Origin of the sequence: Actinomadura rudentiformis, assembly GCF_008923185.1 — a bacterium.
GTDB lineage: Bacteria > Actinomycetota > Actinomycetes > Streptosporangiales > Streptosporangiaceae > Spirillospora > Spirillospora rudentiformis.
In genome coordinates this window covers 455817-481346 of the sequence record NZ_WBMT01000001.1, presented here as the reverse complement: position 1 = coordinate 481346, position 25530 = coordinate 455817, and the positions used below count along the sequence as shown (strand labels likewise).

27 protein-coding genes are annotated in these 25530 nt (G+C 69.4%); 12 read left to right on the top strand and 15 right to left on the bottom strand.

All coding sequences use genetic code 11. From position 1 onward, the window contains the following. Window positions 1-50: 50 nt before the first annotated feature. Window positions 51-515, bottom strand: coding sequence for a DUF4383 domain-containing protein (locus tag F8566_RS02315; RefSeq protein WP_151557445.1), 465 nt, complete (start codon window positions 513-515; stop codon window positions 51-53). Between the two features lie 183 nt (window positions 516-698). Between F8566_RS02315 and F8566_RS02310 the strand changes: the two genes are divergently transcribed. Then, window positions 699-1673 carry an SDR family oxidoreductase gene (locus F8566_RS02310; RefSeq protein ID WP_151557443.1) on the top strand — a complete coding sequence of 325 codons (975 nt, stop codon included), beginning with the start codon at window positions 699-701 and terminating at the stop codon, window positions 1671-1673. A 16-nt stretch (window positions 1674-1689) separates the two neighbouring features. On the opposite strand, the gene F8566_RS02305 is transcribed toward F8566_RS02310, so the two are convergent. The 4 genes from F8566_RS02305 to F8566_RS02290 form a co-directional block, all read right to left on the bottom strand. After that, on the bottom strand, window positions 1690-3102 hold the full coding sequence (locus F8566_RS02305; RefSeq protein WP_151557441.1) for a tetratricopeptide repeat protein: 1413 nt from the start codon (window positions 3100-3102) through the stop codon (window positions 1690-1692). A 135-nt stretch (window positions 3103-3237) separates the two neighbouring features. Further along, window positions 3238-3552: an AtuA-related protein gene (locus F8566_RS02300; protein WP_151557439.1), complete on the bottom strand. Its 315-nt coding sequence runs from the start codon at window positions 3550-3552 to the stop codon at window positions 3238-3240. Then, a complete protein-coding gene (locus F8566_RS02295; protein ID WP_225992777.1) occupies window positions 3533-4852 on the bottom strand; it encodes an acyclic terpene utilization AtuA family protein in 1320 nt (439 codons plus the stop codon). The genes F8566_RS02300 and F8566_RS02295 overlap by 20 nt, the downstream gene beginning before the upstream one ends. 22 nt (window positions 4853-4874) lie before the next feature. Continuing rightward, window positions 4875-6194 (bottom strand): CitMHS family transporter, encoded by a 1320-nt coding sequence (locus F8566_RS02290; RefSeq protein WP_151557437.1) that lies wholly within the window; start codon window positions 6192-6194, stop codon window positions 4875-4877. A gap of 96 nt (window positions 6195-6290) precedes the next feature. Here F8566_RS02290 and F8566_RS02285 point away from each other — a divergent pair, with 96 nt between their 5' ends. From F8566_RS02285 to F8566_RS02275, 3 genes are all read left to right on the top strand, one after another. Next, window positions 6291-7253 (top strand): LysR family transcriptional regulator, encoded by a 963-nt coding sequence (locus F8566_RS02285; RefSeq protein WP_151557435.1) that lies wholly within the window; start codon window positions 6291-6293, stop codon window positions 7251-7253. Between the two features lie 205 nt (window positions 7254-7458). Further along, a complete protein-coding gene (locus tag F8566_RS02280; protein WP_151557433.1) occupies window positions 7459-8991 on the top strand; it encodes a CocE/NonD family hydrolase in 1533 nt (510 codons plus the stop codon). A 41-nt stretch (window positions 8992-9032) separates the two neighbouring features. Then, on the top strand, window positions 9033-10589 hold the full coding sequence (locus tag F8566_RS02275; protein WP_192809469.1) for a tannase/feruloyl esterase family alpha/beta hydrolase: 1557 nt from the start codon (window positions 9033-9035) through the stop codon (window positions 10587-10589). Window positions 10590-10596: 7 nt separating this feature from the next. Here the strand turns inward: F8566_RS02275 and F8566_RS02270 are convergent, their stop codons facing one another. The 5 genes from F8566_RS02270 to F8566_RS02255 form a co-directional block, all read right to left on the bottom strand. Beyond that, a complete protein-coding gene (locus F8566_RS02270; protein ID WP_151557424.1) occupies window positions 10597-11064 on the bottom strand; it encodes a hypothetical protein in 468 nt (155 codons plus the stop codon). A gap of 98 nt (window positions 11065-11162) precedes the next feature. Then, complete coding sequence (locus tag F8566_RS02265; RefSeq protein WP_151557422.1) at window positions 11163-11906, bottom strand: SDR family oxidoreductase; 744 nt, start codon at window positions 11904-11906, stop codon at window positions 11163-11165. Window positions 11907-11980: 74 nt separating this feature from the next. Next, window positions 11981-12256, bottom strand: a complete 276-nt coding sequence (locus tag F8566_RS52575) for an MmyB family transcriptional regulator (RefSeq protein WP_318836382.1) — start codon at window positions 12254-12256, stop codon at window positions 11981-11983. Window positions 12257-12258: 2 nt separating this feature from the next. Continuing rightward, entirely contained in the window at window positions 12259-12624 is a 366-nt protein-coding gene (locus F8566_RS52570) for a helix-turn-helix domain-containing protein (protein WP_318836381.1), read from the bottom strand. An 81-nt stretch (window positions 12625-12705) separates the two neighbouring features. Beyond that, window positions 12706-13164 carry a MarR family winged helix-turn-helix transcriptional regulator gene (locus F8566_RS02255; RefSeq protein ID WP_225992776.1) on the bottom strand — a complete coding sequence of 153 codons (459 nt, stop codon included), beginning with the start codon at window positions 13162-13164 and terminating at the stop codon, window positions 12706-12708. A 109-nt stretch (window positions 13165-13273) separates the two neighbouring features. Here F8566_RS02255 and F8566_RS02250 point away from each other — a divergent pair, with 109 nt between their 5' ends. The 3 genes from F8566_RS02250 to F8566_RS02240 all read left to right on the top strand — a co-directional run bounded on the left by F8566_RS02250 (window position 13274) and on the right by F8566_RS02240 (window position 14888). Next, the gene (locus tag F8566_RS02250) at window positions 13274-13681 is read left to right on the top strand and encodes an SRPBCC family protein (RefSeq protein ID WP_151557420.1); all 408 of its coding nucleotides are present in this window, start codon (window positions 13274-13276) and stop codon (window positions 13679-13681) included. 80 nt (window positions 13682-13761) lie between these two features. Next, window positions 13762-14352, top strand: a complete 591-nt coding sequence (locus tag F8566_RS02245) for a hypothetical protein (protein WP_151557418.1) — start codon at window positions 13762-13764, stop codon at window positions 14350-14352. Further along, window positions 14352-14888, top strand: a complete 537-nt coding sequence (locus tag F8566_RS02240) for a hypothetical protein (protein ID WP_151557417.1) — start codon at window positions 14352-14354, stop codon at window positions 14886-14888. Before F8566_RS02245 ends, F8566_RS02240 begins: the two co-directional genes overlap by 1 nt. Before the next feature lie 131 nt (window positions 14889-15019). Here F8566_RS02240 and F8566_RS02235 read toward each other — a convergent pair whose 3' ends face one another. Beyond that, the gene (locus tag F8566_RS02235; RefSeq protein WP_151557415.1) at window positions 15020-16942 is read right to left on the bottom strand and encodes a hypothetical protein; all 1923 of its coding nucleotides are present in this window, start codon (window positions 16940-16942) and stop codon (window positions 15020-15022) included. Between the two features lie 129 nt (window positions 16943-17071). After that, window positions 17072-17896 carry a shikimate dehydrogenase gene (locus tag F8566_RS02230; RefSeq protein ID WP_151557413.1) on the bottom strand — a complete coding sequence of 275 codons (825 nt, stop codon included), beginning with the start codon at window positions 17894-17896 and terminating at the stop codon, window positions 17072-17074. A gap of 109 nt (window positions 17897-18005) precedes the next feature. Between F8566_RS02230 and F8566_RS02225 the strand changes: the two genes are divergently transcribed. Both F8566_RS02225 and F8566_RS02220 read left to right on the top strand, forming a co-directional pair. After that, window positions 18006-19910: a bifunctional sugar phosphate isomerase/epimerase/4-hydroxyphenylpyruvate dioxygenase family protein gene (locus F8566_RS02225; RefSeq protein WP_151557411.1), complete on the top strand. Its 1905-nt coding sequence runs from the start codon at window positions 18006-18008 to the stop codon at window positions 19908-19910. 105 nt (window positions 19911-20015) lie between these two features. After that, complete coding sequence (locus F8566_RS02220; RefSeq protein WP_151557409.1) at window positions 20016-20702, top strand: TetR family transcriptional regulator; 687 nt, start codon at window positions 20016-20018, stop codon at window positions 20700-20702. Between the two features lie 18 nt (window positions 20703-20720). Here the strand turns inward: F8566_RS02220 and F8566_RS02215 are convergent, their stop codons facing one another. Then, complete coding sequence (locus tag F8566_RS02215; RefSeq protein ID WP_151557407.1) at window positions 20721-21290, bottom strand: cupredoxin domain-containing protein; 570 nt, start codon at window positions 21288-21290, stop codon at window positions 20721-20723. Between the two features lie 29 nt (window positions 21291-21319). Between F8566_RS02215 and F8566_RS02210 the strand changes: the two genes are divergently transcribed. The 3 genes from F8566_RS02210 to F8566_RS02200 all read left to right on the top strand — a co-directional run bounded on the left by F8566_RS02210 (window position 21320) and on the right by F8566_RS02200 (window position 23447). Next, the gene (locus F8566_RS02210) at window positions 21320-21505 is read left to right on the top strand and encodes a citrate/2-methylcitrate synthase (protein WP_225992775.1); all 186 of its coding nucleotides are present in this window, start codon (window positions 21320-21322) and stop codon (window positions 21503-21505) included. Window positions 21506-21591: 86 nt separating this feature from the next. Beyond that, a complete protein-coding gene (locus F8566_RS02205; RefSeq protein ID WP_151557405.1) occupies window positions 21592-22578 on the top strand; it encodes a helix-turn-helix domain-containing protein in 987 nt (328 codons plus the stop codon). 65 nt (window positions 22579-22643) lie between these two features. After that, entirely contained in the window at window positions 22644-23447 is an 804-nt protein-coding gene (locus F8566_RS02200; protein ID WP_151557403.1) for a class I SAM-dependent methyltransferase, read from the top strand. A 79-nt stretch (window positions 23448-23526) separates the two neighbouring features. On the opposite strand, the gene F8566_RS02195 is transcribed toward F8566_RS02200, so the two are convergent. Continuing rightward, complete coding sequence (locus tag F8566_RS02195) at window positions 23527-25083, bottom strand: carboxylesterase/lipase family protein (protein ID WP_192809468.1); 1557 nt, start codon at window positions 25081-25083, stop codon at window positions 23527-23529. Window positions 25084-25239: 156 nt separating this feature from the next. Continuing rightward, on the bottom strand, window positions 25240-25524 hold the full coding sequence (locus F8566_RS02190; RefSeq protein WP_151557399.1) for a hypothetical protein: 285 nt from the start codon (window positions 25522-25524) through the stop codon (window positions 25240-25242). Window positions 25525-25530: the final 6 nt, after the last annotated feature.

Sequence of the window (25530 nt, the reverse complement as noted above, 5' to 3'; positions counted from 1 at the left end):
CTGCGGCCGCTTGGAACCCGACGAGACGACCGAGGCCCCTGTCCGGAGCGTCAGACCACGCGTTCCCGCTTGGGGACGCGCCTGGACAAGACCAGCCCCAGCGCGATCATCCCCGCGCCGAGGACGAAGTGCAGCCAGTCGTCGGCGGCGTTGACGGGGACGAAGTTCGCCGAATGATCCTTGTCGATCACGAGGCCGTACAGCCACAGGATCAGGTAGATCACGCCGCCGCCGAGCAGGTACCACTGGGCGGTGCGCGCCTGGCGCGCCATGACGACGCCCGCGACCCCGAACAGCAGGTGCACGATGTTGTGCAGGATCGACACGTCGAAGAGCCCCATGAGCTTGGCGTCCGACTCGTGGCCGGCGAACTTCATGGTGTCGTAGTCGGTGGTGATCCCCGGAATGAACCCGAGGACGCCCACCAGCAGAAAGACCGCTCCCACGGTAAGGGCGGCCAGGCAGACGAGCGGCCTTGCCGAGATGGTGCGCTTTGTGCCTGTTACCCGATTCATGAGCTCATCCCCCTCAAGGATGTACATCGAGCCAACCGCCCGTACCCAGGGATTCCATGACCATGCCAAGCATGTGTGGCACAGTTCGGACACCCTCACACCGCGTCGGCGCGTGAGCTGTTTGCCACGTCCGGCCGGGGTAGAAACCGGAGGCACCCGGCGCCGGAAAGGTGAGGAAGGATCATGAAGATCAAGGAAGTCGTCGTCATCACCGGAGCCTCGAGCGGAATCGGGCGCGCCACGGCCCTCGCGTTCGCCGGGAAGGGGGTGGCCGTGGTGGTGGCGGCCCGGCGCGAGGACGCGCTGGAGAAGGTCGCCGCCGAGTGCGAGGAGCGCGGCGCCCAGGCCATGGCCGTCCCGACGGACGTGTCCGACCCGGACGCGGTCGTGGAGCTGGGCCGCCAGGCGGTCGACCGCTTCGGCCGGATCGACGTCTGGGTGAACGGCGCCGCGGTGAGCGTCTACGGCCCCATCCTGGATGTGCCGCTGGACGACTTCCGCCGCGTCCTGGACGTCAACGTCATGGGGTACGTCCATGGCGCACGGGTGGCCCTGCGGCATATGCGCGATCAAGGGAGCGGGGTGCTGGTGAACGTCTCGTCGATCACCTCCTTCGTACCGCAGCCGTACGCGACCGCCTACGTGATGTCCAAGGCCGCCGTCTCGGCGCTGAGCGCCAGCCTCCGGCAGGAACTGCAGCTGACCGGCGACCGGAAGATCAAGGTGTGCACGGTGATGCCGGCCACCATCGACACCCCGCTGTTCCAGCACGCCGCCAACTACACCGGGCGGCGGGTGGTGGCGATGCCGCCGGTCTACCCGGCCGAGCACGTGGCCAAGACGATCGTCCGGCTGGCGCGCCGCCCCCGGCGCGAGGTGATCGTCGGCCGTTCCGGCCAGGTCATGCGGCGGCAGGCCCGCAAACGCCCGCACGTGCTCGAACGGACCGCGGCCCGGCTGGTGGACCGTACCCATCTGTCTCGCGAGGAGCCTGCCCCGGCGATGTCCGGCAACCTCCACGTCGCGCCCGCCGACACGGGTTCGGTGACGGGTGGCTGGGAGGGCAAGCGCCGCACCGCCGTCCGGCGGCTGGCGACCGCATCGGTGGTGGGCGCGGCCGCCATCACTGCCGGACGAGCGATGGCGGCCAAGCGCTGACCTCCCGCCGAGCCGGTTACTCCCGGCCCGCTCCGCTGGAGATGGCCTTGATGAGACCGGTGTCGGTGAAGCCGACCATCAGGCTGTGCCCCTGCGGCGACTCGCCGCCCAGGACGTCGGCCGACATCTTCAGACTGAAGCCGTAGTGCCCCAGGAAGCCGCGCACGACCAGCCGGTGATCCGAGGGGAAGACCTCCGTGGCCGTCATCAGCAGGCGCGCGGCGGCGAGATGGTCGTACTCGGCGGGAGGAAGCTGCGGGTCGTCCAGGTGGAAGTACGCCGACCCCCTCCCCTCGTTGATGCGGCAGGAATGGACGCCGTTGCCGCCGAGCAGCGCGGCGGCCGCGATGGCCATCGTCGTCGCCGCCTGGTGCGGCTGCGGAAACCCGGACAGGTCCAGGCGGCCGACCACCAGCTCCGGGATGTCGTTCTCCTCGCCGTACTCGCGCAGTTCGCGCAGGCGGGCCAGGGCGGGCACGTCCTGGCCGAGGGCGGGGTTGGCCCATGCCCACAGCCAGCTGTTGTCGAGGTGCGAGAAGCTGCCCAGATTGGTGATTCCGGTGTACGTCCGGCCACCCGTGGTCAGCGTCGCGTCGTCGAGGTTGAACCGAACCTCGCCCTCGCCCTCGCCCTCGCCCAAGGCTTTGTTGAGGACGTCCTGGCGGTGGATCGACGCGGCCGACGTCCAGGCTCCGAACGTCTCGAACTGCGGGCTGTAGGCGGTCAGGCCCCTGGTCACCTCGTCCCAGAACCTGCCCTTTTCCGGCTCTCCCTTCCGCGTGTGATACACGGCGATGTTCTCGCCGGCCTTGGCATGCCCGAACTCCGCCACCGCCTGGCGCCAGAGCTCGACGGCCTTGTCCTCGTCGCCGTCCTCCAGATGGACGGAGGCGAGGCTGAAGGCGCCCTGGGGGTGCTTGAGCTCGACGGCACGCTGCCACGCCTCCACCTGCCCCGCCCTGTCACCCTGGTCGCTGCGCACGTGCCCGAGGTTGTACGCGGCGGCGGCATTGCCTTTCTCAGCCGCGCGGCCGTACCACTCGGCCGCCGCGGCCAGGTCACCCTTGCCGTCGTCGTCGTAGACGCGGCCCAGGTTGAACGCCGCCTTGTCGTCGGCGCCCGCCTCCCACGCGCGACGGTAGAACGTCAGGGCCTCTTCCTTCCGGCCCTGCTTTTCCAGGGCCGCCCCCGCGCCCAGCATTCCGCCGTCGTGACCACCCTCAGCTGCCTGCCGGTGCCAGCGTTCGGCCTCCGCATGGTCGTCCCGCGTCTCGGCGAGGTAGCCGAGCTGGAAGGCGGCATCGGGGACACCTGCTTCGGCGGCGATGCGCCACCAGTGCTCGGCGCCTTCGAGGTCGTTCCGCCGGGCCGCCGCCAGTCCCCGCTCGTGAGCCTCGATCGCTTCAGGCGGAAGAGGAGCGTCACCCATGAAAGACCTTCCCAGAGAAATCACGAAACGTTCTTACTGACGCGATCCCCATCCTGGCGGTTCCTGTGACCCGCCTCATGCTCGGGCCCGGCGCGCTGGTCAGGGGACATCGATCGGTCAGGGGACATCGATCGGTCAGGGGAGGTCGATCTCCAGGGAGAGGAGGCGGGAGCTCAAGCTCTTGCCGTGGGTGTCGAGGGCCAGGGAGGTGGTGACGCCGCCGTCGAGCGAGCGGCGGCAGACGAACTGCAGTGCGCACACGTTGGGCAGTTCGTAGCGGATCACCTCGCCGCGGATGTGGGTGCTCAGATGCCGGCGAACCGCCTCGGAGGTGAGTTCCCTGACCAGGTCCGGGTAATGCTCGTCGCGGTAGGGGAAGACCGACAGGGTCGAGGTGTCGCCCTTGTCACCGGTACGGGCGTGGGCGATGTCATGCAGTCTCGCGCGCATGAGCCGTCTCCAGGATCTCGGTTCGGGGCGTGACGGCGTCGCGGGGCAGCAGGGTCGACACGATGCCGATGACGTCGGTGACGTTCGTGCGGACGCCGCCGCCGCCCGCCGGCCCGTTGGTGTAGAGCGCCTCGACCTCGAAGCAGACGTCGTCGGCGCGTTCGGGCGAGGAGGTCAGGGCGGCGACCCGCAGGCGGCACTCCTCGGTCCCGGTCACGTCGGCGCGCAGGCGCAGGCCGGTCGGGGCGAGCCGGGCGGTCACGATCTCGCCCGCCAGCTCGGCGCGGCGCCGGGCGTTCGGTCCGGCGTAGGAGATCTCGGCCTCGGCGCGGTGACCCGCGTGGTAGCCGACGCTGACCTTGAGCGTGCCCGGTCGTGGGCGGCCCACGGCGCCGCGTACGAGCACGGTGTCCGGGCGGGCCTCCTCGACGGTGACGCCGGACAGGTCGAGGACGACGTCGGGGGTCACGTAGGCCGTGGGGTCGGTGACCTCGTACAGCAGCTGCTCGCGCACGGTGGCGCGGGAAACGATCCCGCCGGTGCCGGGTGGCTTGCCGATGGTGGCCGTGCCGTCGGCACCGACGTCGGCGTACGGGAAGCCGAGATCGGCCAGGTCGGGGACGTCCTTGTGCCCGGGGTCGGCGAAGTAGCCTCCGGTGATCTGGCCGGCGCATTCCAGCAGGTGGCCGACGAGGGTGCCGGCGGCCGTGCGCGGCCAGTCCTCCAGGTCCCAGCCCAGCCCGTACGCGAGCGGTGCCAGGAACAGCGAGGGGTCGGCGACCCGGCCGGTGAGGACGACGTCGGCTCCGGCCGCGAGGGCGGGGATCAGGGCGTCGGCGCCGAGGTAGGCGTTGGCGGAGATGATCGGGCCGTGCTCTGCGAGCGGCCGGCCGTCCTCCAGGGCCGGGGCCTGGAGGTCGATCCGGTCGAGGACGTCGTCACCGGTGACCACGGCCACCCGCAGGTCGTTCAGCCCGAGCTCATCGGCGAGCGTTCTGGCCGCGACCCCGGCTGCCCGCGGATTGGCCGCGCCCATGTTGCTGAGGATCGGCACACCCCGGCGTGCCGCTGCGGGCAGCAGCGCGCTGAGCCGCGCCCGCAGGCGCGGGTCGTAACCGTGTCCGGGATCTTGCAGGCGCCGCCGCTGGCCGAGGGCGATGGTCCGTTCGGCCAGGCATTCCAGGACCAGGACGCCGAGGTCGCCGCGTTCGAGCAGGTCGACGGCGGGCGGGATGCGGTCGCCGGCGAAGCCCGCGCCGCAGCCGATCCTCATGGCCGTCCGGCCGTTGTGCGTTGACATGGAACCCCCGAGGTTTCGTCGGTCAGATCGAGATGGCGCCGGTGAGCAAGGCGACCACCGTCATGACCAGCGTGGTGCCGAACGCCCAGCCGAAGATGAACCGCTGGTGCGCCCCGAGGTCGACCTTCGCCATCCCGACGAGGATGAACGTGGAGGCGGTGAGCGGGCTGAGCGGGAACCCGGTGGTCATCTGGCCGAGGACCGCCGCCCGGGCGATCTCGGCCGGATCCCCGCCCAGCCCGGCGCTGGTCTCGGCGACCACGGGCATGACGCCGTAGTAGTAGGCGTCCGGCGTGAACACCAGGCTGAGCGGCATGCTCGTCACCGCCGTCGCCACCGGCAGGACGCCGCCGGTGCCGTCGGGCACGATCGACACGATCGCCTCGGCCATCTCGGTGACCATCTTGGTACCGCTGAGGATGCCGGTGAAGACACCGGCCGCGAAGATCATCGTGGTGACGAGCACCACGTTCGCCCCGTGCCGTTCCAGGAGCTCCTGCTGCTGGGTCCAGCTCGGCCGGTTGATCACCAGGGCCACCGCGAACGCCACCGCGAACAGCACCTCAAGCGGCATGAGTTCGATGACCAGGGCCACGATCAGCACGACGGTCAGCGCCAGGTTGATCCAGAACCGCAGGTCGCGGGGCGCCCGGAGCTCGTCGGCACGGGGGGTGCCCGGCCCCGAGGCGGGGACCCCGGCCTCGGGATCGGGCAGCTCGACGCCCTCCGCCACCAGCCGGGCTCGTTCGCGGCGTCCGATGACGTAGGCGGCCAGCAGCACCCAGGCGATCCCGGCGATCATCGCGGGCAGCACGGGGTGGAAGATGTCGGAGCTGTCCATCTTGAGGGCGGCCATGGCGCGGGCCGTGGGGCCGCCCCAGGGCACCATGTTCATCACCCCGGCGCCCATGCACACCACGCCGGTGAGGACCAGCGGGCGCATGCCCAGCCGCTGGTAGATCGGCAGCAGCGCGGACACGGTGATGAGGAACGTGGAGGCGCCGTCGCCGTCCAAGGCGACCACCAGCGTCAGCACCGCGGTGCCCACGGTGATCTTCATCGGATCGCCCTTGGCAAAGCGCAGGACGCCCCGGATGACCGGGTCGAACAGCCCGGTCTCCAGCATCAGGCTGAAGTACAGCACCGCGAAGGTGATCATGATCGCCACCGGCGCGACCTTCACCACGCCCTTGGCGATCATGTCGCCGAGGTCGCCGGCGAAGCCGCCCGCCAGCGCGGTCCCGATCGGCACCAGGACGAGCGCCAGCAGGACCGAGACCCGCCGCGTGAGGGTCAGGGCCAGAAACAGCCCGACGGTGACGAAGCCCAGCGTGGCGACCATGAGCCCTCCTTCTCGGTCAGGGGTTGCCAGCGAGTGTGAGCTGAGACACTCTTGTGTGTCCAACATCAATTCCACATAGTTCAATGTGGAGAACGCATGGATCTGACCATCCAGCAGCTGCGCGTGGTGCTGTCGGTCGCCCGCGAGGGCAGCTTCACCGCGGCCGGCGAACGGATGCGGCTCGCCCAGTCCTCGCTCAGCCGCACGGTCGCCGAGGTGGAACGCCGGGTCGGCATCACGCTGTTCGAACGCACCACCCGCCGGGTGCTGCTGACCCCCGCCGGCCGCGAGTTCGCGGACGTCGCCGAACGGGTCGTGGCGGAGTTCGACCGCGGCATCAACCACTTCAGCGGCTTCCTGGCCGGGACCCGGGGGCTGGTCCGGATCGCGACCCTGCCCTCCCTGGCCGCCACGCTCCTGCCGACGATCGTGTCCCGGTTCCGCCAGGACCATCCGGATGTACGGATCCACATCGAGGACGGCCTGCTCGCCCAGGTTCTCGACCGGGTCCGTACCGGCCAGGTGGATCTGGCGGTGACCGTGCTCACCGGGCCTCCGGAGACGCTGGGCTTCCGCCAGATCGCCGTCGACCACTTCTACTGCGTGTTCCCCCAGGGGCACCGCTTCGCCGGGACCGACAAAGGGCCGGACGTGGATCCGATCGACTGGGCGGAGCTGGCCGGCGAGGCGTTCATCGCGTTCGACCAGGCCAGCAGCGTGCGGGTCTTCGCCGATCGTGCGCTGCGCGAGGCGGGGGTGCGGCTCGGGCCCATCACCGAGGCCCGCAACATCGCGGCCGTCGCCGGGCTGGCCGCGGCGGGCCTCGGGGTATCGGCCGTCCCGGGGCTCGTACTCCCGCTCATCGAGTTCGCTCGCCTGGACCGGCGCCGGCTGGCGCATCCCGCGCTCACCCGCCCCATCGGCGTCATGTTCGACCCGCTGCGGCCGCAGGCCCCGGCGGTCAGGCACTTCATGGAGCTGCTGGAGGCCGGTCCGGAAACGAGGCCGCCCCTTCCCGAAGGCGCAGACTGGGAGCCCGGTCGACATTCAAGCATGTGACCAGCAGTTATGACACGAACACATCAATGCATTTGTCATTGATGTTGGCCCCCTGCGGTCGGCTGAATCTATGGTCCGTGCGGACCCGGACGCCGGGTGACACGTGATCAGCGAGGAGGCCGACACGATGCGAGCGCGCCCCCGGACCTGCGATCGAACGACGTGGTCGGGTCGACGCCTGAGGCACGGCGTCCTGGCGGCCACCATGACGGCCACCATGACGGCCGCGCTCGCGGCGGTGACCGCCGGGCCGGCTCCAGCCGGTGCGGCCACTCCCCCGTCCGCCGGTGTCCTCAACGACCCGTTCTTCACCTACGACCGGCCCGCCCAATACGGCGTCAGCCGCTCGGACGTGCGCGTTCCCGTGCGCGACGGCAGCTTCATCGCCTGTGATCTCTACCGTCCAGGAGGCTCTGAGGGGCCCGCGGCGGGACGCCATCCCGGCCTCATCCTCGACTACACCGCCTACGCCGACCAGGCCGAGTCGTTCGGCGTGCAGGCGACGTACTTCGCGCAGCGCGGTTACAACGGCCTGGTGTGCGCGACCCGCGGTTCGGGCGAGTCACCCGGCCGCGTCGATCCGTTCGGCCCGCAGGAGCAGCGCGACAACTACGACGTCATCGAGTGGCTCGCCGCCCAGCCGTGGTCGACCGGCAGCGTCGGCCAGATGGGCGTCAGCTACGGCGGCCACTCGTCCCTGCTGGTCGCGGTGAACCAGCCGCCGCACCTCAAGGCCATCATTCCGGTCAACGGCCTCCATGACTGGTACGAGAACACCATCTACCGAGGCGGCATCTACTCTCCCCGGATCCGCCCGTGGCAGCAGTCCGTGGCCCCGGACACGTTGACCACCTACGCCGAGCACCCGCTCTATGACCGCTTCTGGCAGGACCGCAGCGTCAAGTCGCGCAAGCACCGGCTCACCGCCCCCACCCTGGAGATCAACGGCTGGTACGACCGCTACCGCGACGGCATGGTCAAGAACTATCTGGCCGGCAAGGACAACGTCTGGCTGGTGTCGGGCCCATGGCGGCACGGCTATCCCGCGAAGCAGTACGCCGATATCGGCCCCGGCGCCTATCTCGCCTGGTGGGATCGGTGGCTGCGGGACGACCCCGCCGCTCCGCTGCCCAAGGCGAAGATCACCTCGTACGAGACCCCGGGCCCCGGCGCGGGCGCGGGGTGGCGGCAGTATCCCGACTGGCCACCGCCCGGGGCCCGTGCCCTGCGCCTGGCCTTCACCCGGAACGGAGGTCTCGACCGGGCACCCGGGCGTCCCGGCGCGGCCACGTTCACCGTCAACACCGAGCAGACCCCGGCCGCTCCCGATGAGCGGCTCCTCTTCGAGACCGGCCCCCTGCGGCGCGATCTGGTGCTCGCCGGCGACATCGAGACCACCGTCAAGGCGTCGTTCACCGCCCGGGACGGCAACATCGCGATCGTCGTGTCCGACGTCGCCCCCGACGGCACCGCGACCAGGGTGACCGAAGGCTGGCTCAAGGCGAGCCACCGCCACGGGCACCGGCGGCCGGTCCCGGTCGTCCCTGGCCTGACCAGCGACCTGCGGGTCCACGTATGGCCCACTCACTACCGGCTGAAGAGCGGGCACCGTCTCCGCATCACCGTCTCCAGCGACGACCATCCGGAGATCGACTCCGACGCGCCGGGCGGCCGGGTCGGCCTCACGGTCGGCGCCGGCGGCTCGTACGCGGAACTGACCGTCCTCCCCGCCCCTTGACCGGCGCCCTGCGGGTTTCGCGACGCATGGAAGGACATGAGTTGACCAGGTTCAGGAGACTCGCGGCGGTCATCGCCCTGCTGTCAACGGCACTTCTCACGCACACACCCCCAGCGGCGGCCCGGCCCGAGGCCGACCGGAGTTGCGAACGCCTGGCCGCCGCGTCGCTGCCCAACGCGACCGTCACCATCGCCGAACAGGTGCCCGCAGGGCGGTATACCGCTCCCGACGGCCGGGTCCTGCCGTCCGTGCCCGCGTTCTGCCGGGTCCACGGCCTGGCCCGGCCGGTGCCCGGCTCCAGGATCGGCTTCGAAGTGTGGATGCCGCTGCGGGGATGGAACCAGCGGGTGGTGATGTTCGGCAACGGCGGGTACAGCTCGGCCATCGACTTCCCGTCCATGGGAGGGCCGCTGCTGGCGGCCGGTTACGCGACGGTCGGCACGGACACGGGGCATACCGGCGATGATCCGGACGTCTTCGTTCAGGGCGCCGCCAACCCGGAGATCATCGTGGACTGGGGGCACCGCGCCGTCCACGAGACGATCGTCAACGCCAAGCTGATCGTGCGGGCCTACACCGGCTCCAGGCCGCGCTACGCCTATTTCGTCGGCTGCTCGACCGGCGGCCACCAGGGGCTCATGGAGGCGCAGCGCTACCCCGGCGACTTCGACGGCATCGTGGCCGGAGCGCCCGGCAGCAACCGCGTAGCCCTCAACGCCGGCTTCCTCTGGCAGTTCCTCCAGAATCACACGCCCGGAAACAACGCTGATCCGATCATCCCGCCGTCCAAGCTGCCGCTCCTGACCAACGCGGCCGTCAGGCAGTGCAGGGGCAGGGACGGCGGCGAAGCGACCGACGGCTTCCTCACCGACCCGCGCCGCTGCTCGTTCGATCCAGGCGTGCTCCAGTGCCGGGAGGGCGACACCCCCGCGTGCCTGACGAAGCGGCAGGTCCAGGCCGTGCGGCAGATGTACGCCGGGGCCCGCGATTCGCGCAACGGCAAACAGATCTACCCGGGATGGCCGGTCGGCAGCGAAGCCCCCGTGGTGGAGGCGTCCGGGAACGTGCGGCAAGGGTGGAGCCGCTACTGGGGCACTACCGAGCCCGCGCGGGCGAACTTCTGGCGCTACTGGGTTTTCCGCGATCCCGATTGGAACTGGTGGAAGTTCGACTTCCACCGCGACGTCCGCATCGCACGGCAGAAGCTCGGGTCGATCATCGACGCCACCGATCCGGACCTGGCGCCGTTCAAGCGCCACGGCGGCAAGCTCATCATGTACGCGGGCTGGGCCGATCCGGTCGTTTCCGCCTACGACACCATCGACTACTACCGCCGGGTCGTCCGGACCACCTCAGCCACACGCAACAGCCGCGACGCTCTCAGGCAGACCCGGGAGTTCGCCCGGCTCTTCATGATGCCCGGCATGACGCACTGCGGCTCCGGCCCGGGCCCGAACGTCTTCGACGCGCTGACCCCGCTCACGCGCTGGGTCGAGCGGGGCGCCGCACCGACCGAGATCGTGGCAACCAAGTACGTGAACGACAACCCGTCCGACGGCGTGGCGATGACCCGTTCTGTGCGCCCCTTCTCCTGCTGACCCCTGATCAAGACGGTCGATCCCGGGGGTGGTCGCCTCCCTCGTCCCCGCCCTCCCGGATGTCGTCCGCGACCAGGTCCTTGAACGGGCGAAGCTTGTCGTAGAGGCGCTCGGGCGGGACCGCCTTCTTGGTCTCCCCGGCGCCCAGCAGCCAGTCCGCGGCCTCAACGGCGGTGTCCCAGCCGACCTCGTCGGGGCTCTTGCCGTGGTGATGCTCGTCAGCCGCCTCAGCTGCCTCAGCCGTCTCAGCCGACGCCGGCGCGATGTTGTCCAGGTAGACGTTGTGAAATCCCCCGCGTTCTTCCTCGTGGTAGCTGATCCGTGCGCGACGGCCCTCGTAGCGGTGGGCCTCGCGCCCTATCTGCGGCCGGAAGGTCGTGTACTCCGTGCCGTCCGCGTCCCGTACGACGTACCGGGTGTTGCCCGAGCGGCTCTGTACCTCCTTGACCTCGACGACCTGAATCTCAGCGTCCATGCGGTCGGCTTACCCCCACCTGTGACGGCCATTCGCCGGCCCGGAGCCGTTCCTCCCCGGCCTGGCCATCGCGCCCGCCACAGAAGTCACGGTGCCGCTTAGCGCTGACGGGCGGGACGGATGACGAGCTCGTTCACGTCCACGCCGGGCGGCTGACCGATCGCGTAGGAGATGGCGTCGGCGATGCTGTCCGGCGGGACGGCGTCCGCCCGGTACGCCCGCATCGCTTCCCGCGCGAGCGTGTCGTTGATCGAGTCGGCCAGGTCGGACTCCACGACGCCGGGCGAGACCGTGGTGACGCGGATGCTCGGGTCGAGTTCCTGGCGCAGACCCTCGGTGATGGCCCAGGCGGCGTACTTGGTGGCGCAGTAGACCACGCCTGTCGGCACCACCTGGTGGGCGCCGATCGATGCGACGGTGACGAAGTGGCCGCCGCCTTGCCGCTGGAAGTGCGGCAGGGCGGCGGCGATGCCATGCAGGAGGCCGCGCACGTTGGCGCCGATCATCTGGTCCCACTGGTCGGTCAGCAGGGCGTCCAGCCGCGACAGCGGCATCACGCCGGCGTTGTTGACGATCACGTCGATCCGGCCGTGCCGTTCGGCGGCGGCGTCCGCGAACGCGGCGACGTCCTCACGGTCGGTCACGTCGAGGCGGCGAACGCCGGCCTTGCCTCCTGCGGCCTCGATCTCCTGCGCGATCATGGCCAGGCGGTCCTCGCGGCGGGCGCCGAGGACCACCTGGTGACCCTCACGAGCCAGTCGCAGCGCGGTCGCCCGGCCGATGCCGCTGCTCGCGCCAGTGATCAGAACGACTTTGGTAAGGACGGCTTGGGACGTGGTCATGTGGTCTTCTCCAGTGTGAGTGCGGGCACGGCGACATGGCGCGCCGGCGGCGGACGCGCGTTCGAACGGAAGAATCAGGAGTCGTGCGGGTGTGGCGGCGCCTGCCGGACGGGCCGGTGCCGCTCGGCGGCGGGATCAGCGGTGAGGCTGCCCAGCAGGGACAGCGCCTCCTCTGACGCGCTGCCCGGCTCGGCTTGGTAGACGACGAGCTGCTGGCCGGGGGCGCTGTTCACCGTCAACGACTCGTAGTGCAGCGTCAGCTCGCCGACCATCTGGATGAGGCGGGGATCGTCACCGTCGTACGTGTGCCCGTCGAACAGGGCCCTGCCGAGGGCGTTGGCGGCCACCATGGTCAGGCAGCGGTCCAGACGACGGCCGGGGTGTGCTGCCAGGCCTCCATCATCTGCAGCAGGCGAGGACTGACTTGCTCAGGCCGAGTGGACGGACGCTTACCGGAGAACGGGCGAGCCAGCCCGTGCAGGTGCGCTGCCGCGTCCTCCTCCAGCGCCAGCGCGCGGGCCAGCGCGTCGACCACCTGGACGGACGGGTGGCGCTCACGGCCCTGCTCCAGCCTCACGTAGTAGTCGGTGCTCACACCGGCACGCTGCGCGACCTCCGAACGCCGCAGCCCCGCCACCCGGCGGCGGGCCCCGGCCGGCATGCCGAGGTCCTCAGGCCGGAGCCGCTCACGGCGGGCCCGCAGAAACCGCCCGAGCATGTTGTCCGTCTCGGTGTCTATGAACTCGAGGCTAGGCGGGGACCAGGCCGAACACGACCGCTGAGGGTGGCCGGGATACTCCTACCCTTCCGCTGCCGATTGCTGCCGCCAGGACTGCTGGGAGCGCATGACGTGTTCGAGCGCGGCCTTGAACGCCTGGTAGGTGTCGTCTCCCAGATCTCGGCGATGACGCTGCTCGATGTCGGCCAGGATGGCGCGGGCCGTGCTGATCTCGTCGAGTCCCGCCTCGGTGGGAACGACGAGTTTGGCGCGCCGGTCGCTGGGGTCCGGTTCCCGGCGTACGTAACCGAGCTCGACCAGCTCGTCGACGATGACCCCGACGATCTGTTTGTGCTGGCCCGAGCGCTGGGAGAGCTCGGTGGCACGGGCGCCGGACGCGGGCAGGTAGGCCAGCACGGTGCCGTGCCGCGGCCGCACCGAGGGATGTCCCCGCTCGGCCAGCTTGGCGAACAGTTCTTCCTGCAGCGAGCGGCCCAGGCCGCCGATCAGCATCCCCAAGTCCGGCTCCCCAGAGGTCACGATCGTCTCTCCTCGAATATTTAGCCAAGATCCTTGATTGTCACGAATCTTGACTATATCGTGGTCCTCGTTGACCCGCCCCACCGGGGCCCTCTCAAGGAGAATCATTATGAGCACCTTCGACTACGCCATCACCCGCACCCTGGACGCCCCGGCCGACAAGGTCTGGCAGGCCTGGACCATCGCCGACGACTACGGCAAGTGGGCCAGCGCCGAAGAGGTCGTCCTGGACGTCCGCCCCGGCGGCGCCTGGAGTTCCGTCATGGTCCTCCCCGACGGCACGCGCATCCCACTGTCGGGGAGCTACGTCGAGGTCGTGGAGAACAAGCGCCTCGTCATGGGCATGGACGTCCCCGGCCGCGACGAGCCCGTCCTCATGAACCTCGAGCTCGCCGCCGACGGCGAGGCCACCAAGATCACCCTCTCCCAGACCTTCGACACCGCCGAAGACCGGGACCAGGCCGAGCAGGGCAGCAACTTCCTCCTCGACAGCCTGACCGCCCACCTCGCCGCCTGAACGAGCCACCCGTGGGTGTTGAGGGACCACTCTCAACACCCACACGTTTCCCCTCAGCAATCCCCAGGCATGATTAGCGAATGACGCTACGCGCCGACCTGGCCGCATTGCTCGCGGACGCCGAAATCCTCGACGTGGATATCGAGGAGGCCGTCGAGGACGAGCATGTCCGTTCGCACGTATATCGCAAGATAATTTCGGTGGCCGCCGCTTCGCAACGCCGTGACGGTGACCGTGCGCTCGTGGCCACGATCCTGCGCGACCCTATTGAACTCGTATCCAAGACCGCAGTCGTCCATTTTGTGGACACCATCGCCATGAAGGCGGCCGACGCGGCGGAGTTCCAGCAGTGGGCAGCTGGAATCAGTCCAGAGACACAGCTGCTCAAGGCGAAGGGAAGTCGCAGATTCGTTCAGCGCCGCATCCAGGACTGGACGATGTACTTGGAAATCAAGGCCGGTCGAAAACCGACCGACGCCGAATTGACAAACGCGACAGACTGGATGCAACGTCTCATCGCCACCGAATCTACGTCCCTGCCGATACTCACCCTCCTGGCCGAGAAGGGCAGGACAAGCAAGATACGAAGAATCGCAAAAAATCGCGCCAGGAGCCGCGCGATCAAAATGCATTCCCTTGACGATGTTCCAGACGAACGTAGTGTGAGGTGATGTTCTTCGAAGTTCCGGAAGTCCTGGAAGAAGAGCCCTCAGGCGATTTCAGGCTGCCCGCCTGGGCCGGCCCGGATGATAACGAGGTCGGCGGTGTGGTGCCGATCGAACGAGTGATCGCACGAAACTCCAACGTCGCCGTCATCATCCCCGGCGCCCGCGCGTACCGAACCGGCTGCATGCTCAACGTCGAGATCGCCTGCAAACGAGGCGACATGTCGGCGGACGACTGGTGGCAGCTCCACACGTCCGTGACGTTCAGCATGGACATGCCGGTGTCCGGAGGCGGTCTCCCCGACCGGCTGCTGCGCTTCGGAGTGCGCTTTCGCGACGGGACCAAAGCGACCACGCTTCAGCGGCACCCGTCCGCCAGCAGGGACGACCCGCCCGCAGGACCGCTGCTGATGTCGCTGCCCTTCGCGTTCGGGATGTCCGGTCCGGGCGTGTCGAACGAACTGGGCCTGTGGCTGTGGCCGGCGCCCCCGACGAGCCCTTCGAGTTCGCCGTGGAATGGCCGTTCGGCGGCATTCCCTTGACGATCGTCGAACTCGACGGCGCCGCGATGGCCGCCGCAGCCGAGCGATCTACCGGCTACTGGGACTAGCGAGAGGCTCGGCCCCATGGCCTGCGGTACACCCCGTCTCGGGGCGTACCGCAGGGGGGCGATCTATTGCAGGTCGCAGCCGGGGTCCCGTTCGGTCAGGGGCGGGATCGGCAGGGCCGACAGGACGGCTGGTTCCGCGCCGGCGTCCGAGCCGAAGAAGACCGCGCGCTGATCGCTGGTCGCCTTCGGCAGGCCGTAGGACCGCAGGCAGGCGGTCATGTGCTCGACGTGGTGGCCGGACGATGTGAGCTCGTCGAAATGATCCGCGAACGTGCTCAGCGGCAGGGCGAGCACGCGCTGCTGGGAGCCGCCGTTCTTCTCCCAGACTCCGTCGTAGCGGATTTGACCCCCGCCGAGGTCGTAGGCCTGCAGGTGGACCAGCCGGCGCCCCTGGGCCATTTCGGTGTCCAACCGGCCGACGAAGTGGTTGAAGGCCCAGCCGATGGCCCGAGTCTGCCCGTTGGAACCACCGCTCTCCCAGACACCGTCGTAGCGGATCTGCCCTCCGCCGAGGTCGTAGGCCTGCATGTGAACGCACCGACGCCCAGCGGCGAGCTCGTCGTTGAACCTCTTAGCGAAGTCGTTCAGCGCCCAGCCGATGGCGCGCGTCTGCTCCACGCCGCTGCTCTTCTCCCAGACACCGTCGTAGCGGATCTGACCCCCGCCGATGTCATAGCCCTGCATGTGAACGCACCGACGCCCAGCGGCGAGTTCATCGTTGAACCGCTTGGCGAAGTCATTGAGCGCCCAGCCGATCGCCCGCGTCTGGCCGAGGTCGCCGCCGCTTTCCCAGATGCCGTCGTAGCGGATCTGCCCTCCGCCGAGGTCGTAGGCCTGCATGTGAACGCACCGACGCCCAGCGGCGAGCTCGTCGTTGAACCTCTTAGCGAAGTCGTTCAGCGCCCAGCCGATGGCGCGCGTCTGCTCCACGCCGCTGCTCTTCTCCCAGACACCGTCGTAGCGGATCTGACCCCCGCCGATGTCATAGCCCTGCATGTGAACGCACCGACGCCCAGCGGCGAGTTCATCGTTGAACCGCTTGGCGAAGTCGTTCAGCGCCCAGCCGATGGCGCGGGTCTGTCCTCGGTCGCCGGCGCCGAACGTGGCGGAGTACAGCACTGCGGGTTCGACCAGGTGCCGGCGGTTGCCCTGATGCAGTGCGCCTTGGACGCGGCCGGTCTGACCAGCCGAGATGTGAGGTACGCCGCCTCGGCATCGTTTGTCCCAGTAATTCATGATGTTCTCGCGGTCCGGCGTCAGCGTGTAGGAACGTTTGCTGCCGTCGGCGAAGGTCACCGGGATGGTCACCGATGTCTCCGCGGGATCGCACTGGTTCTTGAACAGGGCGGGCCCGCAGTCCGGTGGGGTGTCGCTGATGCCGTCGCCTTCGAACAGGCTCAGCGCCGCGTCCTTCGATCCGCCGTTCGCGACGAAGTCGCGGATGAGCTTCGCCGCCGCCTCGATCGTGGCCGGGGTATGCCAGAACACATGCGGCAGGTGCAGGTAATGGCCGAGTTCGTGGGCCAGGAGGTCGTCACCCGCCGCGTGTGCCGCCATCGACACGAACTCGTCGAAGTGGTTGGACCAGCTGTAGCCGCGCGGCCCGTAGACCCAGCGCTTCTGCGTGGACGACCAGGCGTAGCGGGACCCAGCGGTGAAGTAGACCATGACGCGGCCGGGGAAGCGCAGGGCCACCTCGTTGCGGTGCTTGTTGAACAGCTCGCCCTCGAACTCAGGGGCGCTGCCGGGCTCCACCTGGGGGTCGGTGTAGACCTGATGGTCGCGCCGCCGGCAGTCGCGGTTGAGCAGGTCGTCGTTGAACCGGTAGATGTCGGTGGCGGCGTCGAACAGGAAGTTGATGCCGCGCGGGTTGTAGATCTCGTTGGCCAGTTCGACCGAGCGGGCGATGCTCTTCGGGGACGGCGTCGCCGCCTGCGATCCGTTGTCGTTGGCCGTCAGTACGGTGACGATCCTGATGTCGTACAAAACTTCCACCTTTGGCTGCTTGGCTCAGAACGTTCACGAGCCTGACCAACGGTGCGCCTCGGTACATCGGTGAAGCCCACTGAGTTAAGGCCTGAAGACCACCGAGTCAACGGAATCCACTGCTGTTGCTCAGGTGGTGACGAGGGTGGCCAGGTGAGCGAGCATGCGTTCTGGGTCCGGAGTCAGCCCGGTGAAGAGGCGGAAGGCGTGGGCCGCTTGGAAGACGACCATGCCACCGCCGTTCAGCGTTCGGCATCCCAGGTCTGCGGCGTGGGCGAGCAGTTCGGTCCGCATAGGGCGGTAGATGATGTCCGCCACCCAGAGGCCTGGGTGCAGGAGTTCGGCGGGGACGGGCGTGCCCGGGTGCGCGACCATGCCTGTCGGGGTGGCGTTCACCAGTCCGTCGGCCTCTCTGAGGAGTTCCTTCAGGTCCGCGGCGTCGCCTGCGTGAGCGCGGGCGTGGCTGAAGCGTCGTTGCAGCTCCGCTGAGAGGGCCTGGGCGCGGGACGGGTGGACGTCGATCAGGGAGATCTGGCCGGCTCCGAGGGTGAGGAGGGCGTGCGCGACGGCGGCCCCGGCGCCGCCCGCGCCGAGCTGGACGATCCGCCGCGTCCTGGCGTCCGGCAGCCCCCGGGCGAACGACTCGGCGAAGCCCGTCCAGTCGGTGTTGTGACCGATGGCGCGGTCGCCGTCGAACGTCACCGTGTTGACCGCGCCGAGTCGCGCGGCTTCGGGTGACAGCTCGTCCAGGTGGGGAATCACGGTCTGCTTGCAGGGATGGGTGATGTTGAGCCCGGTGTAGCCGAGGCGCCGGGCGGAGCGGACGAGGTCTCCGGCGGCGGCGGGACATCGGGCTGATCGCTCATGCGGGGTCTCCTCGGACGCGGGGGACGGGGAGCGAGGATCGTACGGACTAGATAGTTCATTAATCCGGTGGCGGGCGTCACATGTCAAGGCCTCTCACCTTGGCGATATTCGCCGGTGGACGCCGCGACGCGGTGAAATAAGCTAACGAACCAGTTCGTCCATACACTCGTCGGCCAACCGGAAGGCATGGCACATCATGCGCAGGTCCATCGCGACGGTCTCGCTCAGCGGCACGCTGGCCGACAAGCTGACCGCCATCGGCGCGGCCGGATTCGACGGGGTGGAGATCTTCGAGAACGATCTGATCGCCGCCGATCTGAGCCCCGAGGACGTCCGTTACCGCGCCGCCGATCTCGGGCTGGCGATCGAGCTCTACCAGCCGTTCCGGGACTTCGAGGCGGTCTCGCCCACCGCTCTCGCGCACTCGTTGCGCCGTGCCGAGCACAAGTTCGCCGTCATGGAACGGCTCGGCGCGACCTGCCTGCTGGTCTGTTCGAACGTCTCCCCCGCCGCCGTGGACGACGACGCCCTGGCCGCCGAGCAGCTGCGCCTGCTGGCCGAACGCGCCGCCGAGCACGGCATCCGGATCGCGTACGAGGCCCTCGCCTGGGGCCGGCACGTGCACGACTACCTGCACTCGTGGCGGATCGTGCGCGCAGCGGACCATCCCAACCTGGGCCTGTGCCTGGACAGCTTCCACATTCTGGCCCGGGACGTCGATCCCTACGCGATCGAGACGATCCCCGGCGAAAAGATCTTCTTCCTGCAACTGGCCGACGCCCCGTCCCTGCCGATGGACGTCCTGTACTGGAGCAGGCACTACCGCTGTTTCCCCGGGCAGGGCGACCTGGACGTGGCGGGCCTGGTCTCCCACGTACTGCGCACGGGATACGACGGGCCGCTGTCGCTGGAGGTGTTCAACGACATCTTCCGGCAGGCCGCGTCCATGCGCACCGCCCAGGACGCCATGCGGTCGCTCATCGCGCTGGAGGAACACGTCGCCACGACGATCGGTGAATCCCCCTCCCCCGGACCGGTGTTGCTCCCGGAGGCGCTCCCGGTTTCGCTCGCGGTGCCGCCGCCCGCCGTGATCCCGAGCGGGTTCGCGTTCGCCGAGCTGGCCGCCCCGGCCATCGGCACCGCCGGCGGGCCGCTTGCCGGGGTGCTCGGCGCGCTCGGGTTCGTCCGTACGGGCGTGCACGCCCACAAACCGGTCGAGCTGTGGGAGCAGGGCGAGGCCCGGATCCTGCTGAACGCGGGCAGCCCCGAAGGGCGGGATGAGCCCGCCCTCACCGCGATCGGGCTGGAGTCCCCCGACCCCGCGGCGGCGGTCAAGCGCGCCGAATCGCTTCTCTCTCCCGTCCTGCCGCGGCCACGTGACCCCCGTGACGCCCAGCTGGACGCGGTGGCGGCCCCGGACGGCACCGAGGTGTTCTTCTGCCGGACCGCGCAGCCCGACCACTCCAGCTGGCTGGACGACTTCGGCATGGATCGCCGCGACCCCGCGGCCGCCGGCGGGAACGGTGACGTGGCGGGCGAGATCACCCATATCGATCATGTGGCGCTGACGCAGCCGTGGCACCACTTCGACGAGGCGTCACTGTTCTACCGGAGCGTCCTCGGCCTGTCGCCGCACCAGAGCCTGGAACTGCCCGATCCGTACGGGCTGCTGCGCAGCCGCGCGGTGTCCACACCGGACGACCGGGTCCGGATGGCCCTCAACGTCGCCTACGTCGGCGCCGCCGACGGGCGGCCGGACGTGGCCTGGCAGCACGTCGCCCTGGCGAGCGACGACATCGTCGCCACGGCCCGCCGCCTGCACACGGCGGGCACCGCGCCGCTGGCCATCCCGGACAACTACTACGACGACCTTGAGGCGCGGCACGATCTGGGCGCCCGGCGGCACGCGCTGCTGCGCGAGCTGCGGCTGCTGTACGACCGGGACGACCACGGCGAGTTCCTGCACTTCTACACCGTCACCACCGGCCGGGTCTTCTTCGAGGTCGTCCAACGGCTCGGCGGCTACCGGGGCTACGGCGCGGCCAACGCGCCAGTCAGGCTGGCCGTCCAGCACGCCCGCCTGCACCACCGTTCTGACTAGGCGCCCGCAGCGCCACCGTGCCGCAGCGCCAGAGCGCTGCGACGGCGGACGGCCGCCGCGGCGTCGTAGGATGAGCCTGCTTCCGTAGTCATGCCATGGAGTCACATGCCGTCGCAGCCCGCAACGCCCGCCGCCGGAGAGCGGCAGCGTGACGCCGACCGCACCCGCGCGGAGATCCTGGAGATCGCCCAGCGTGAGTTCGCGCGGCACGGCTACGCCGGTGCCCGGGTCGACGACATAGCCGCGCTCATGCGCACGACCAAGCGGATGATCTACTACTACTTCGGCGGCAAGGAGAACCTCTACATCGCCGTGCTGGAGAAGGCCTACCAGGAGGTCAGGTCACTGGAGTCGACCATCGACGTCCAGCACCTGGCTCCGGTCGAGGCGATCCGTACGCTGGCCGAGCTGACCTTCGACCACCACGAGGCCCACCCGGACTTCATCAAGCTCGTCAGCATCGAGAACATCCACCAGGCCGAGCACCTGCGCAAGTCAGAGGCACTGGTCAACCTGGGCGCCCCGGTGGTGGAGCTGATCTCGCAGATCCTTCAGGCGGGACGGGCCAGCGGCGACTTCGTGGCCGACGCCGACGCCATCGACGTGCACATGATGATCAGTTCGTTCTGCTTCTTCCGGATCGCCAACCAGTACACGTTCGGCACGCTCTTCGGACGCGACATGACCGCGCCCGAGCACCGGGAGCGGCACCGCCGGATGATCGGCGAGATGGTCGTCGCCTACCTCACCGGCGCGGGGCCCGGGGCCGGGGCCGGACTTCCACCGGCGTAGGCGTCCCAGCAGGCGGCATCACTGAACGACGATCTTCCCGGTGCTCTGCGGGAAGACCGGGTCGTTGAAGAAGTACTCGCCGCGTCGAGTGAAGGTGTGGCTGAAGGTCTCCCCCGGCTTGAGGCGGCCGGTGTCGAACTCGTGCTCGAAGAACGACGCGGCGCCGTGGCTGTGCTCGTTGCCGGCGGGGTTGGAGAAGGTGACCGTAGTGCCGACGGGCACCGTCATATGTTGCGGCGCCATGGCGTTCTGGGCGACGACGTTCTCCGTCGCGCCAGGGCGTCCGGCGGCCGCGTCCCAGACGCGGCCAAGGGTGACGGTGTTCTGCACGGCGGCGCCAGCCACCGCTGCGGTCCGGATCTGGTTGCGCTTGGACGGCGGGGTAGGGGCGGGCGCGGGCGCGACCGTGCCGCCGAGCTTGAAGGCCCACAGGTGGTCGCCGCGCGGGATGTCCGGGTAGGGCAGGCCGTTGCCCCCGGCGAGCACCGCGACGTACTGCTCGCCGTCGATCTCGTAGCTGACCGGGCTGGTGTGCACTCCGGCGCCGCACTGCCACTGCCACAGCTCACGGCCGTCCGTGTCGTCCATCGCGACCAGGACGCACCAAGCCGGTCCCCATGAACATCGACGGCTGCACCGCCGTCATCTATGCCGAGCTCGGCTTCCCGGCGCCCCTCGCCCGCGGCCTGTTCGTCCTCAGCCGCAGCATCGGCATCCTGGCCCACGCCTGGGAAGAGACCACCCAGGGACGCCGCAACAAGGGACCCATCCCACGGTCCGTCCTCCCCGCCGCCCTTCCGTGACCAGTACCGGGCGCACCCGGGACCTTGGACGGCGCGTGCCCGAGGGTTGACAATGCACGGAAAGCACCGCCGTGAGTGTGGGAACGATGAGCACGCTGATCAGGACCGACGTGGTGCCCGCGTCGGACCGCTTCGACTTCGTCCAGGAACTCGTCGCCACGACGTGGGTGCCGATGGAGTGCCGCTCCGAGCACCGGTCCGACTACTGGGGAGAGATCCGCGCCAGCGGCCTGGGCGCGATGCAGGTGGCCGTGCTGGACATCCTCCCCATCACGGTGTGCCGCACCCCTGAGCTGATCTCCCAGGCCGATCCCGATCTGCTGAAGATGTTGCTGGTGTGCGGCGGCTCCTCCGTGGTCGACCAGGACGGGCAGCAGGCCTTTTTGTCGGCCGCCGAGCTCGCCTTCTACGACACCCGGCGCCCCTACGAGGTGGCCTGCGGGGTCGGCCGGGACCGGCCGACGCGGGTGCTGACCTTCATGTTCCCGCCTTCGCTGCTGCCGCTGTCCCCCAGCGGGCGCAAATGGCTGACGGCCGTGCGCATCCCGGCCTCGGCCGGGCTGGGCGACCTCACGTCGCAGTTCCTCTTGCAGCTGGCCCGCAACGTCGACCACTACAGCCCGGCCGAGGCCGCGCGTCTGTCCACCGCCGCACTCGAAGTTCTGGCGACGCGGCTGGCCCACGAGCTGGACGTGCACGACTGGGGCACGCCGGAAACCCGGCGGCACGCGCTGCTCACCACCGTTCAGAGTTTCATCGAGCAGCACTTGGGCGATCCCCAGCTGTCACCTGCGGCGATCGCCGCCGCCCATCACATCTCGCTGCGCTCCCTGCAGCAGCTCTTCCACGACGAAGGCCTGACGGTGGCGGGCTGGATCCGGCGGCGCCGCCTGGAACGCTGCCGCCGTGACCTCCGCGACCCGGCGCTGGCATCCCGTCCGGTCGCGGCCATCGCGGCCAGGTGGGGATTCTCGAGCGCGGGCGACTTCAGCCGGGCCTTCCGCGCCGCCCATGGGCTGCCCCCTTCGGAGTACCGCAGGTCTGCACGCGTTGTGAAGGACCCTGCGCGGTAACCCAACGACAACCTGCCTCCTCCCGCCGACGCTTGCCGTACGGCGAAAGGACGGGAGGCACTGTCATGAATTACCCCTTCGCGAATCGAACCGCCGAGGACGAACGCCTGGTCGCGCAGGGCAGGCTCTTCGATCCGCTCACCCGGCGGCTGCTGCGCCAAGCCGGGCTGGCACCCGGCATGCGCGTGCTCGACCTGGGCAGCGGCGCGGGCAACGTGGCCAGAGTCGCCGCCGACCTGGTCGGCCCGGACGGCGCCGTGGTGGGCATCGAGCGGGACCCGGCCGCGGTCGAGCTTGCGCAGCGGCGCACTGACGCGGCGAACGTCGAGTTCCGGGTGGGCGACGCGCAGACCCTGGACGGGATCGAGGACGGCTTCGACGCCGTGGTGGGACGGCTGATCCTGATGTATCTGCCGGACCCCGTCGCGGCGCTGCGCCAGGCCGCCGCTCGGGTACGGCCCGGCGGGCTGCTCTGCATGCACGAGCCCGATCTGCAGTACCTGTGGGCCGGCACGCAAACGCCCCTGTGGGGACAGATCCGCACGTGGTTCCTGGAGACGCTGGAGAAAGCCGGAATCGAGCAGCGCATGGGCCCGGCCCTTTTCACCACGTTCCGTGCCGCCGGACTGCCCGGGCCGCACCTGTTGATGGAGGCGTTCGCCAAGGGCGGGCCGGACGCCCCGGCCTGGGGCTGGGCCAACGTGGTGGCGACGGCGGTCCCGCTGATGGAGAAGCTCGGTGTGGCCACGCGAACAGAGGTGGACCCGGCCACTTTGGCCGACCGGCTACTGGCGGAGACTCTCTCCAGCGAAAGCTGCGTCATCGGCCCGCCGATGACCGGAGCCTGGACCGCCCTGCCCGCAGCCTGACGGGTCAGGCGCTGAGAGCTTTCCTCACGAAGTCAGCCAAGGATGGCCAGGCGGTCATCGGCGTGGACAGGCGGTGACGCTATCGGTCCCAGAGCCGGCATTTGTGGTCGGTGTCGAATGTGCTGAACGGTCCTGTGCCCGCTGAGGTCAGTCGCTGCAATTGTTGCGAACGGGAGGTGAAGGCGGGCCACTGCGGGACACCGGGACCGTTGGGATCGCCGGTCTTGGCGAAGGTGCTCCAGTAGCTGATCATCTGGTCTGACAGTCGCTGCTGGTCGGCGTTGAGGCCGGGGAACAGCGGGATGCCGTTCAGGCTCTTAAAGAGGTACCAGATCTCCGCGCTGTGGTAGGCCCCCATGTGGAGGAACGGATCAAGGCCTGCCAGCGGCGGATCGGGGTCGGAGAACTCGTAGGCGTACACCTTCTGCCCGGGGTTGGCGGCGGCGGCCCGGTCGGTGAACAGGGCGGGGCAGGAGAAGCCGCCGTCGGTGGTCGCCGACGACAGGGCGACGTCGGCGTTGTCGGCGGACTCCGCCGGGTAGGCGTCCAGCAACTCCTGAGTGAGCTTGCCGGCCCTGAACCGGAGCTCGGTCTTGAGCTCATCGGCGTTGGCGCGGCGCAGCTTGGCAAGGTGGTGGCCCAAGGCCAGGAACAACCGGCCCTCGTGCTTGTTGCTGCCGGAGATGAGCGGCACCCTGTGGTATCTGCCGGACTCCAGCGCGGGCCGGGTCGGCTCCTCGACCACGCTGCCGTCGATCACCGGTACCCAGCTCAGCCCGCCGGTTCCGAACAGGCCGCCCGCGTCGGTACGCAGGTCGCCGGCAGGCTTGTCACGCAGGCAGGCCACCATGGTGCCGGGGTCGGTGCAGCCGACCTTCTTGGCGAACTCCGTGCCGGTCGTGTACGCCCGCTCGGCCGGCACCGGTCCAAGGGCGGTGCCGACGCAACCGCCGCTTTCGGAGATGGCCTTGTGGAACAGGCCCGCCGCACGCGGGGAGATGAGCTGCATGCAGACGCTGTGGCCGCCCGCGGACTCTCCGAAGAGGGTGACGTTGCGAGGGTCGCCGCCGAACGCGCCGATGTTGTCGCGCACCCAGCGCAAGCCGGCCTGCTGGTCCAGCAGGCCGTAGTTGCCGGTCGTGCCGGACTCCTCGGCCAAGCCTGGCAGGGCCATGTAGCCAAGTGGTCCGAGGCGGTAGTTCACCGTCACCACGATCACTTTGCCCTTGGCCACCAGCGGCGCCGGGTCATATCCCGAGGCCCACCCCAGCGAGTACGCGCCGCCGGGAATCCACACCATCACCGGCAGGTTCTTCGACTCCGCCGCAGGCGGTGTGTGGACGTTCAGCACCAGGCAGTCCTCGTTGCCGAGGCCGATCTGCGGGCAGATGTTGCCGGCCTTGGTGGCATCCCGGACTCCCGACCAGGGGACCGCCGGCTTCGGCGGACGGAAGCGCAGATTCCCGGTCGGCGGCGCCGCATACGGCACGCCCAGGAACTGCCGTCCGTCACCGGTGACCTTGCCGCGCAGGGAACCGTCCTTGACCGTCACCGTGTCGCCGGGGGCCGCCGACGCCGAGACAGGCAGACCGCCCACGAGTACGGCCGCCACACAAAGTGCGAGGGCAGCCCGCATGAACCGCATCAAACACTCACCCCAAGCTGAATCCGAATCCGGGCTGCCGACCGGTCGGGATATCGGAAGCCACCAGACAGTACGCACGGCGAAGGCGGCCATGCTCCGCGCCTGGCAGCTAATTAGCGGAGGGTTCTTTGTCGCGTCGCGACAGAGTCAGGCCGGGCGGCAACCATTCGCGGACAGGAAGCCGTTCCACGAGAAGGCCGTCCTGCAGCGGTGGCTACCCGCGGCCGAACCGCTCAGCACCGTAATGACGACATCGCTGTAGCCTGCGCCATCGCAGCTGTTGCCCGAGATCTGATAGTCGTCCGCCGCAGTTGTGCGGTCGCCGAAGAAACAGTCGTAAGAACCTGCCGCATGCGCGGTCGGCGTGGACAGCAGTGGCACTGCGAGCGTGCCCGCAGCGAGGGCGATGGCGAGTCGTCTGGTGGGATGCATAATGCA

Bases quoted from the DNA above. Each gene is read 5' to 3' on its own strand.
- F8566_RS02315 (WP_151557445.1), bottom strand. From the start codon at position 515: ATGAATCGGGTAACAGGCACAAAGCGCACCATCTCGGCAAGGCCGCTC.
- F8566_RS02310 (WP_151557443.1), top strand. From the start codon at position 699: ATGAAGATCAAGGAAGTCGTCGTCATCACCGGAGCCTCGAGCGGAATC.
- F8566_RS02305 (WP_151557441.1), bottom strand. From the start codon at position 3,102: ATGGGTGACGCTCCTCTTCCGCCTGAAGCGATCGAGGCTCACGAGCGG.
- F8566_RS02300 (WP_151557439.1), bottom strand. From the start codon at position 3,552: ATGCGCGCGAGACTGCATGACATCGCCCACGCCCGTACCGGTGACAAG.
- F8566_RS02295 (WP_225992777.1), bottom strand. From the start codon at position 4,852: ATGTCAACGCACAACGGCCGGACGGCCATGAGGATCGGCTGCGGCGCG.
- F8566_RS02290 (WP_151557437.1), bottom strand. From the start codon at position 6,194: ATGGTCGCCACGCTGGGCTTCGTCACCGTCGGGCTGTTTCTGGCCCTG.
- F8566_RS02285 (WP_151557435.1), top strand. From the start codon at position 6,291: ATGGATCTGACCATCCAGCAGCTGCGCGTGGTGCTGTCGGTCGCCCGC.
- F8566_RS02280 (WP_151557433.1), top strand. From the start codon at position 7,459: ATGACGGCCACCATGACGGCCGCGCTCGCGGCGGTGACCGCCGGGCCG.
- F8566_RS02270 (WP_151557424.1), bottom strand. From the start codon at position 11,064: ATGGACGCTGAGATTCAGGTCGTCGAGGTCAAGGAGGTACAGAGCCGC.
- F8566_RS02265 (WP_151557422.1), bottom strand. From the start codon at position 11,906: ATGACCACGTCCCAAGCCGTCCTTACCAAAGTCGTTCTGATCACTGGC.
- F8566_RS52575 (WP_318836382.1), bottom strand. From the start codon at position 12,256: ATGGTGGCCGCCAACGCCCTCGGCAGGGCCCTGTTCGACGGGCACACG.
- F8566_RS52570 (WP_318836381.1), bottom strand. From the start codon at position 12,624: ATGCTCGGGCGGTTTCTGCGGGCCCGCCGTGAGCGGCTCCGGCCTGAG.
- F8566_RS02250 (WP_151557420.1), top strand. From the start codon at position 13,274: ATGAGCACCTTCGACTACGCCATCACCCGCACCCTGGACGCCCCGGCC.
- F8566_RS02245 (WP_151557418.1), top strand. From the start codon at position 13,762: ATGACGCTACGCGCCGACCTGGCCGCATTGCTCGCGGACGCCGAAATC.
- F8566_RS02240 (WP_151557417.1), top strand. From the start codon at position 14,352: ATGTTCTTCGAAGTTCCGGAAGTCCTGGAAGAAGAGCCCTCAGGCGAT.
- F8566_RS02225 (WP_151557411.1), top strand. From the start codon at position 18,006: ATGCGCAGGTCCATCGCGACGGTCTCGCTCAGCGGCACGCTGGCCGAC.
- F8566_RS02220 (WP_151557409.1), top strand. From the start codon at position 20,016: ATGCCGTCGCAGCCCGCAACGCCCGCCGCCGGAGAGCGGCAGCGTGAC.
- F8566_RS02215 (WP_151557407.1), bottom strand. From the start codon at position 21,290: ATGGACGACACGGACGGCCGTGAGCTGTGGCAGTGGCAGTGCGGCGCC.
- F8566_RS02210 (WP_225992775.1), top strand. From the start codon at position 21,320: ATGAACATCGACGGCTGCACCGCCGTCATCTATGCCGAGCTCGGCTTC.
- F8566_RS02205 (WP_151557405.1), top strand. From the start codon at position 21,592: ATGAGCACGCTGATCAGGACCGACGTGGTGCCCGCGTCGGACCGCTTC.
- F8566_RS02200 (WP_151557403.1), top strand. From the start codon at position 22,644: ATGAATTACCCCTTCGCGAATCGAACCGCCGAGGACGAACGCCTGGTC.
- F8566_RS02195 (WP_192809468.1), bottom strand. From the start codon at position 25,083: ATGCGGGCTGCCCTCGCACTTTGTGTGGCGGCCGTACTCGTGGGCGGT.
- F8566_RS02190 (WP_151557399.1), bottom strand. From the start codon at position 25,524: ATGCATCCCACCAGACGACTCGCCATCGCCCTCGCTGCGGGCACGCTC.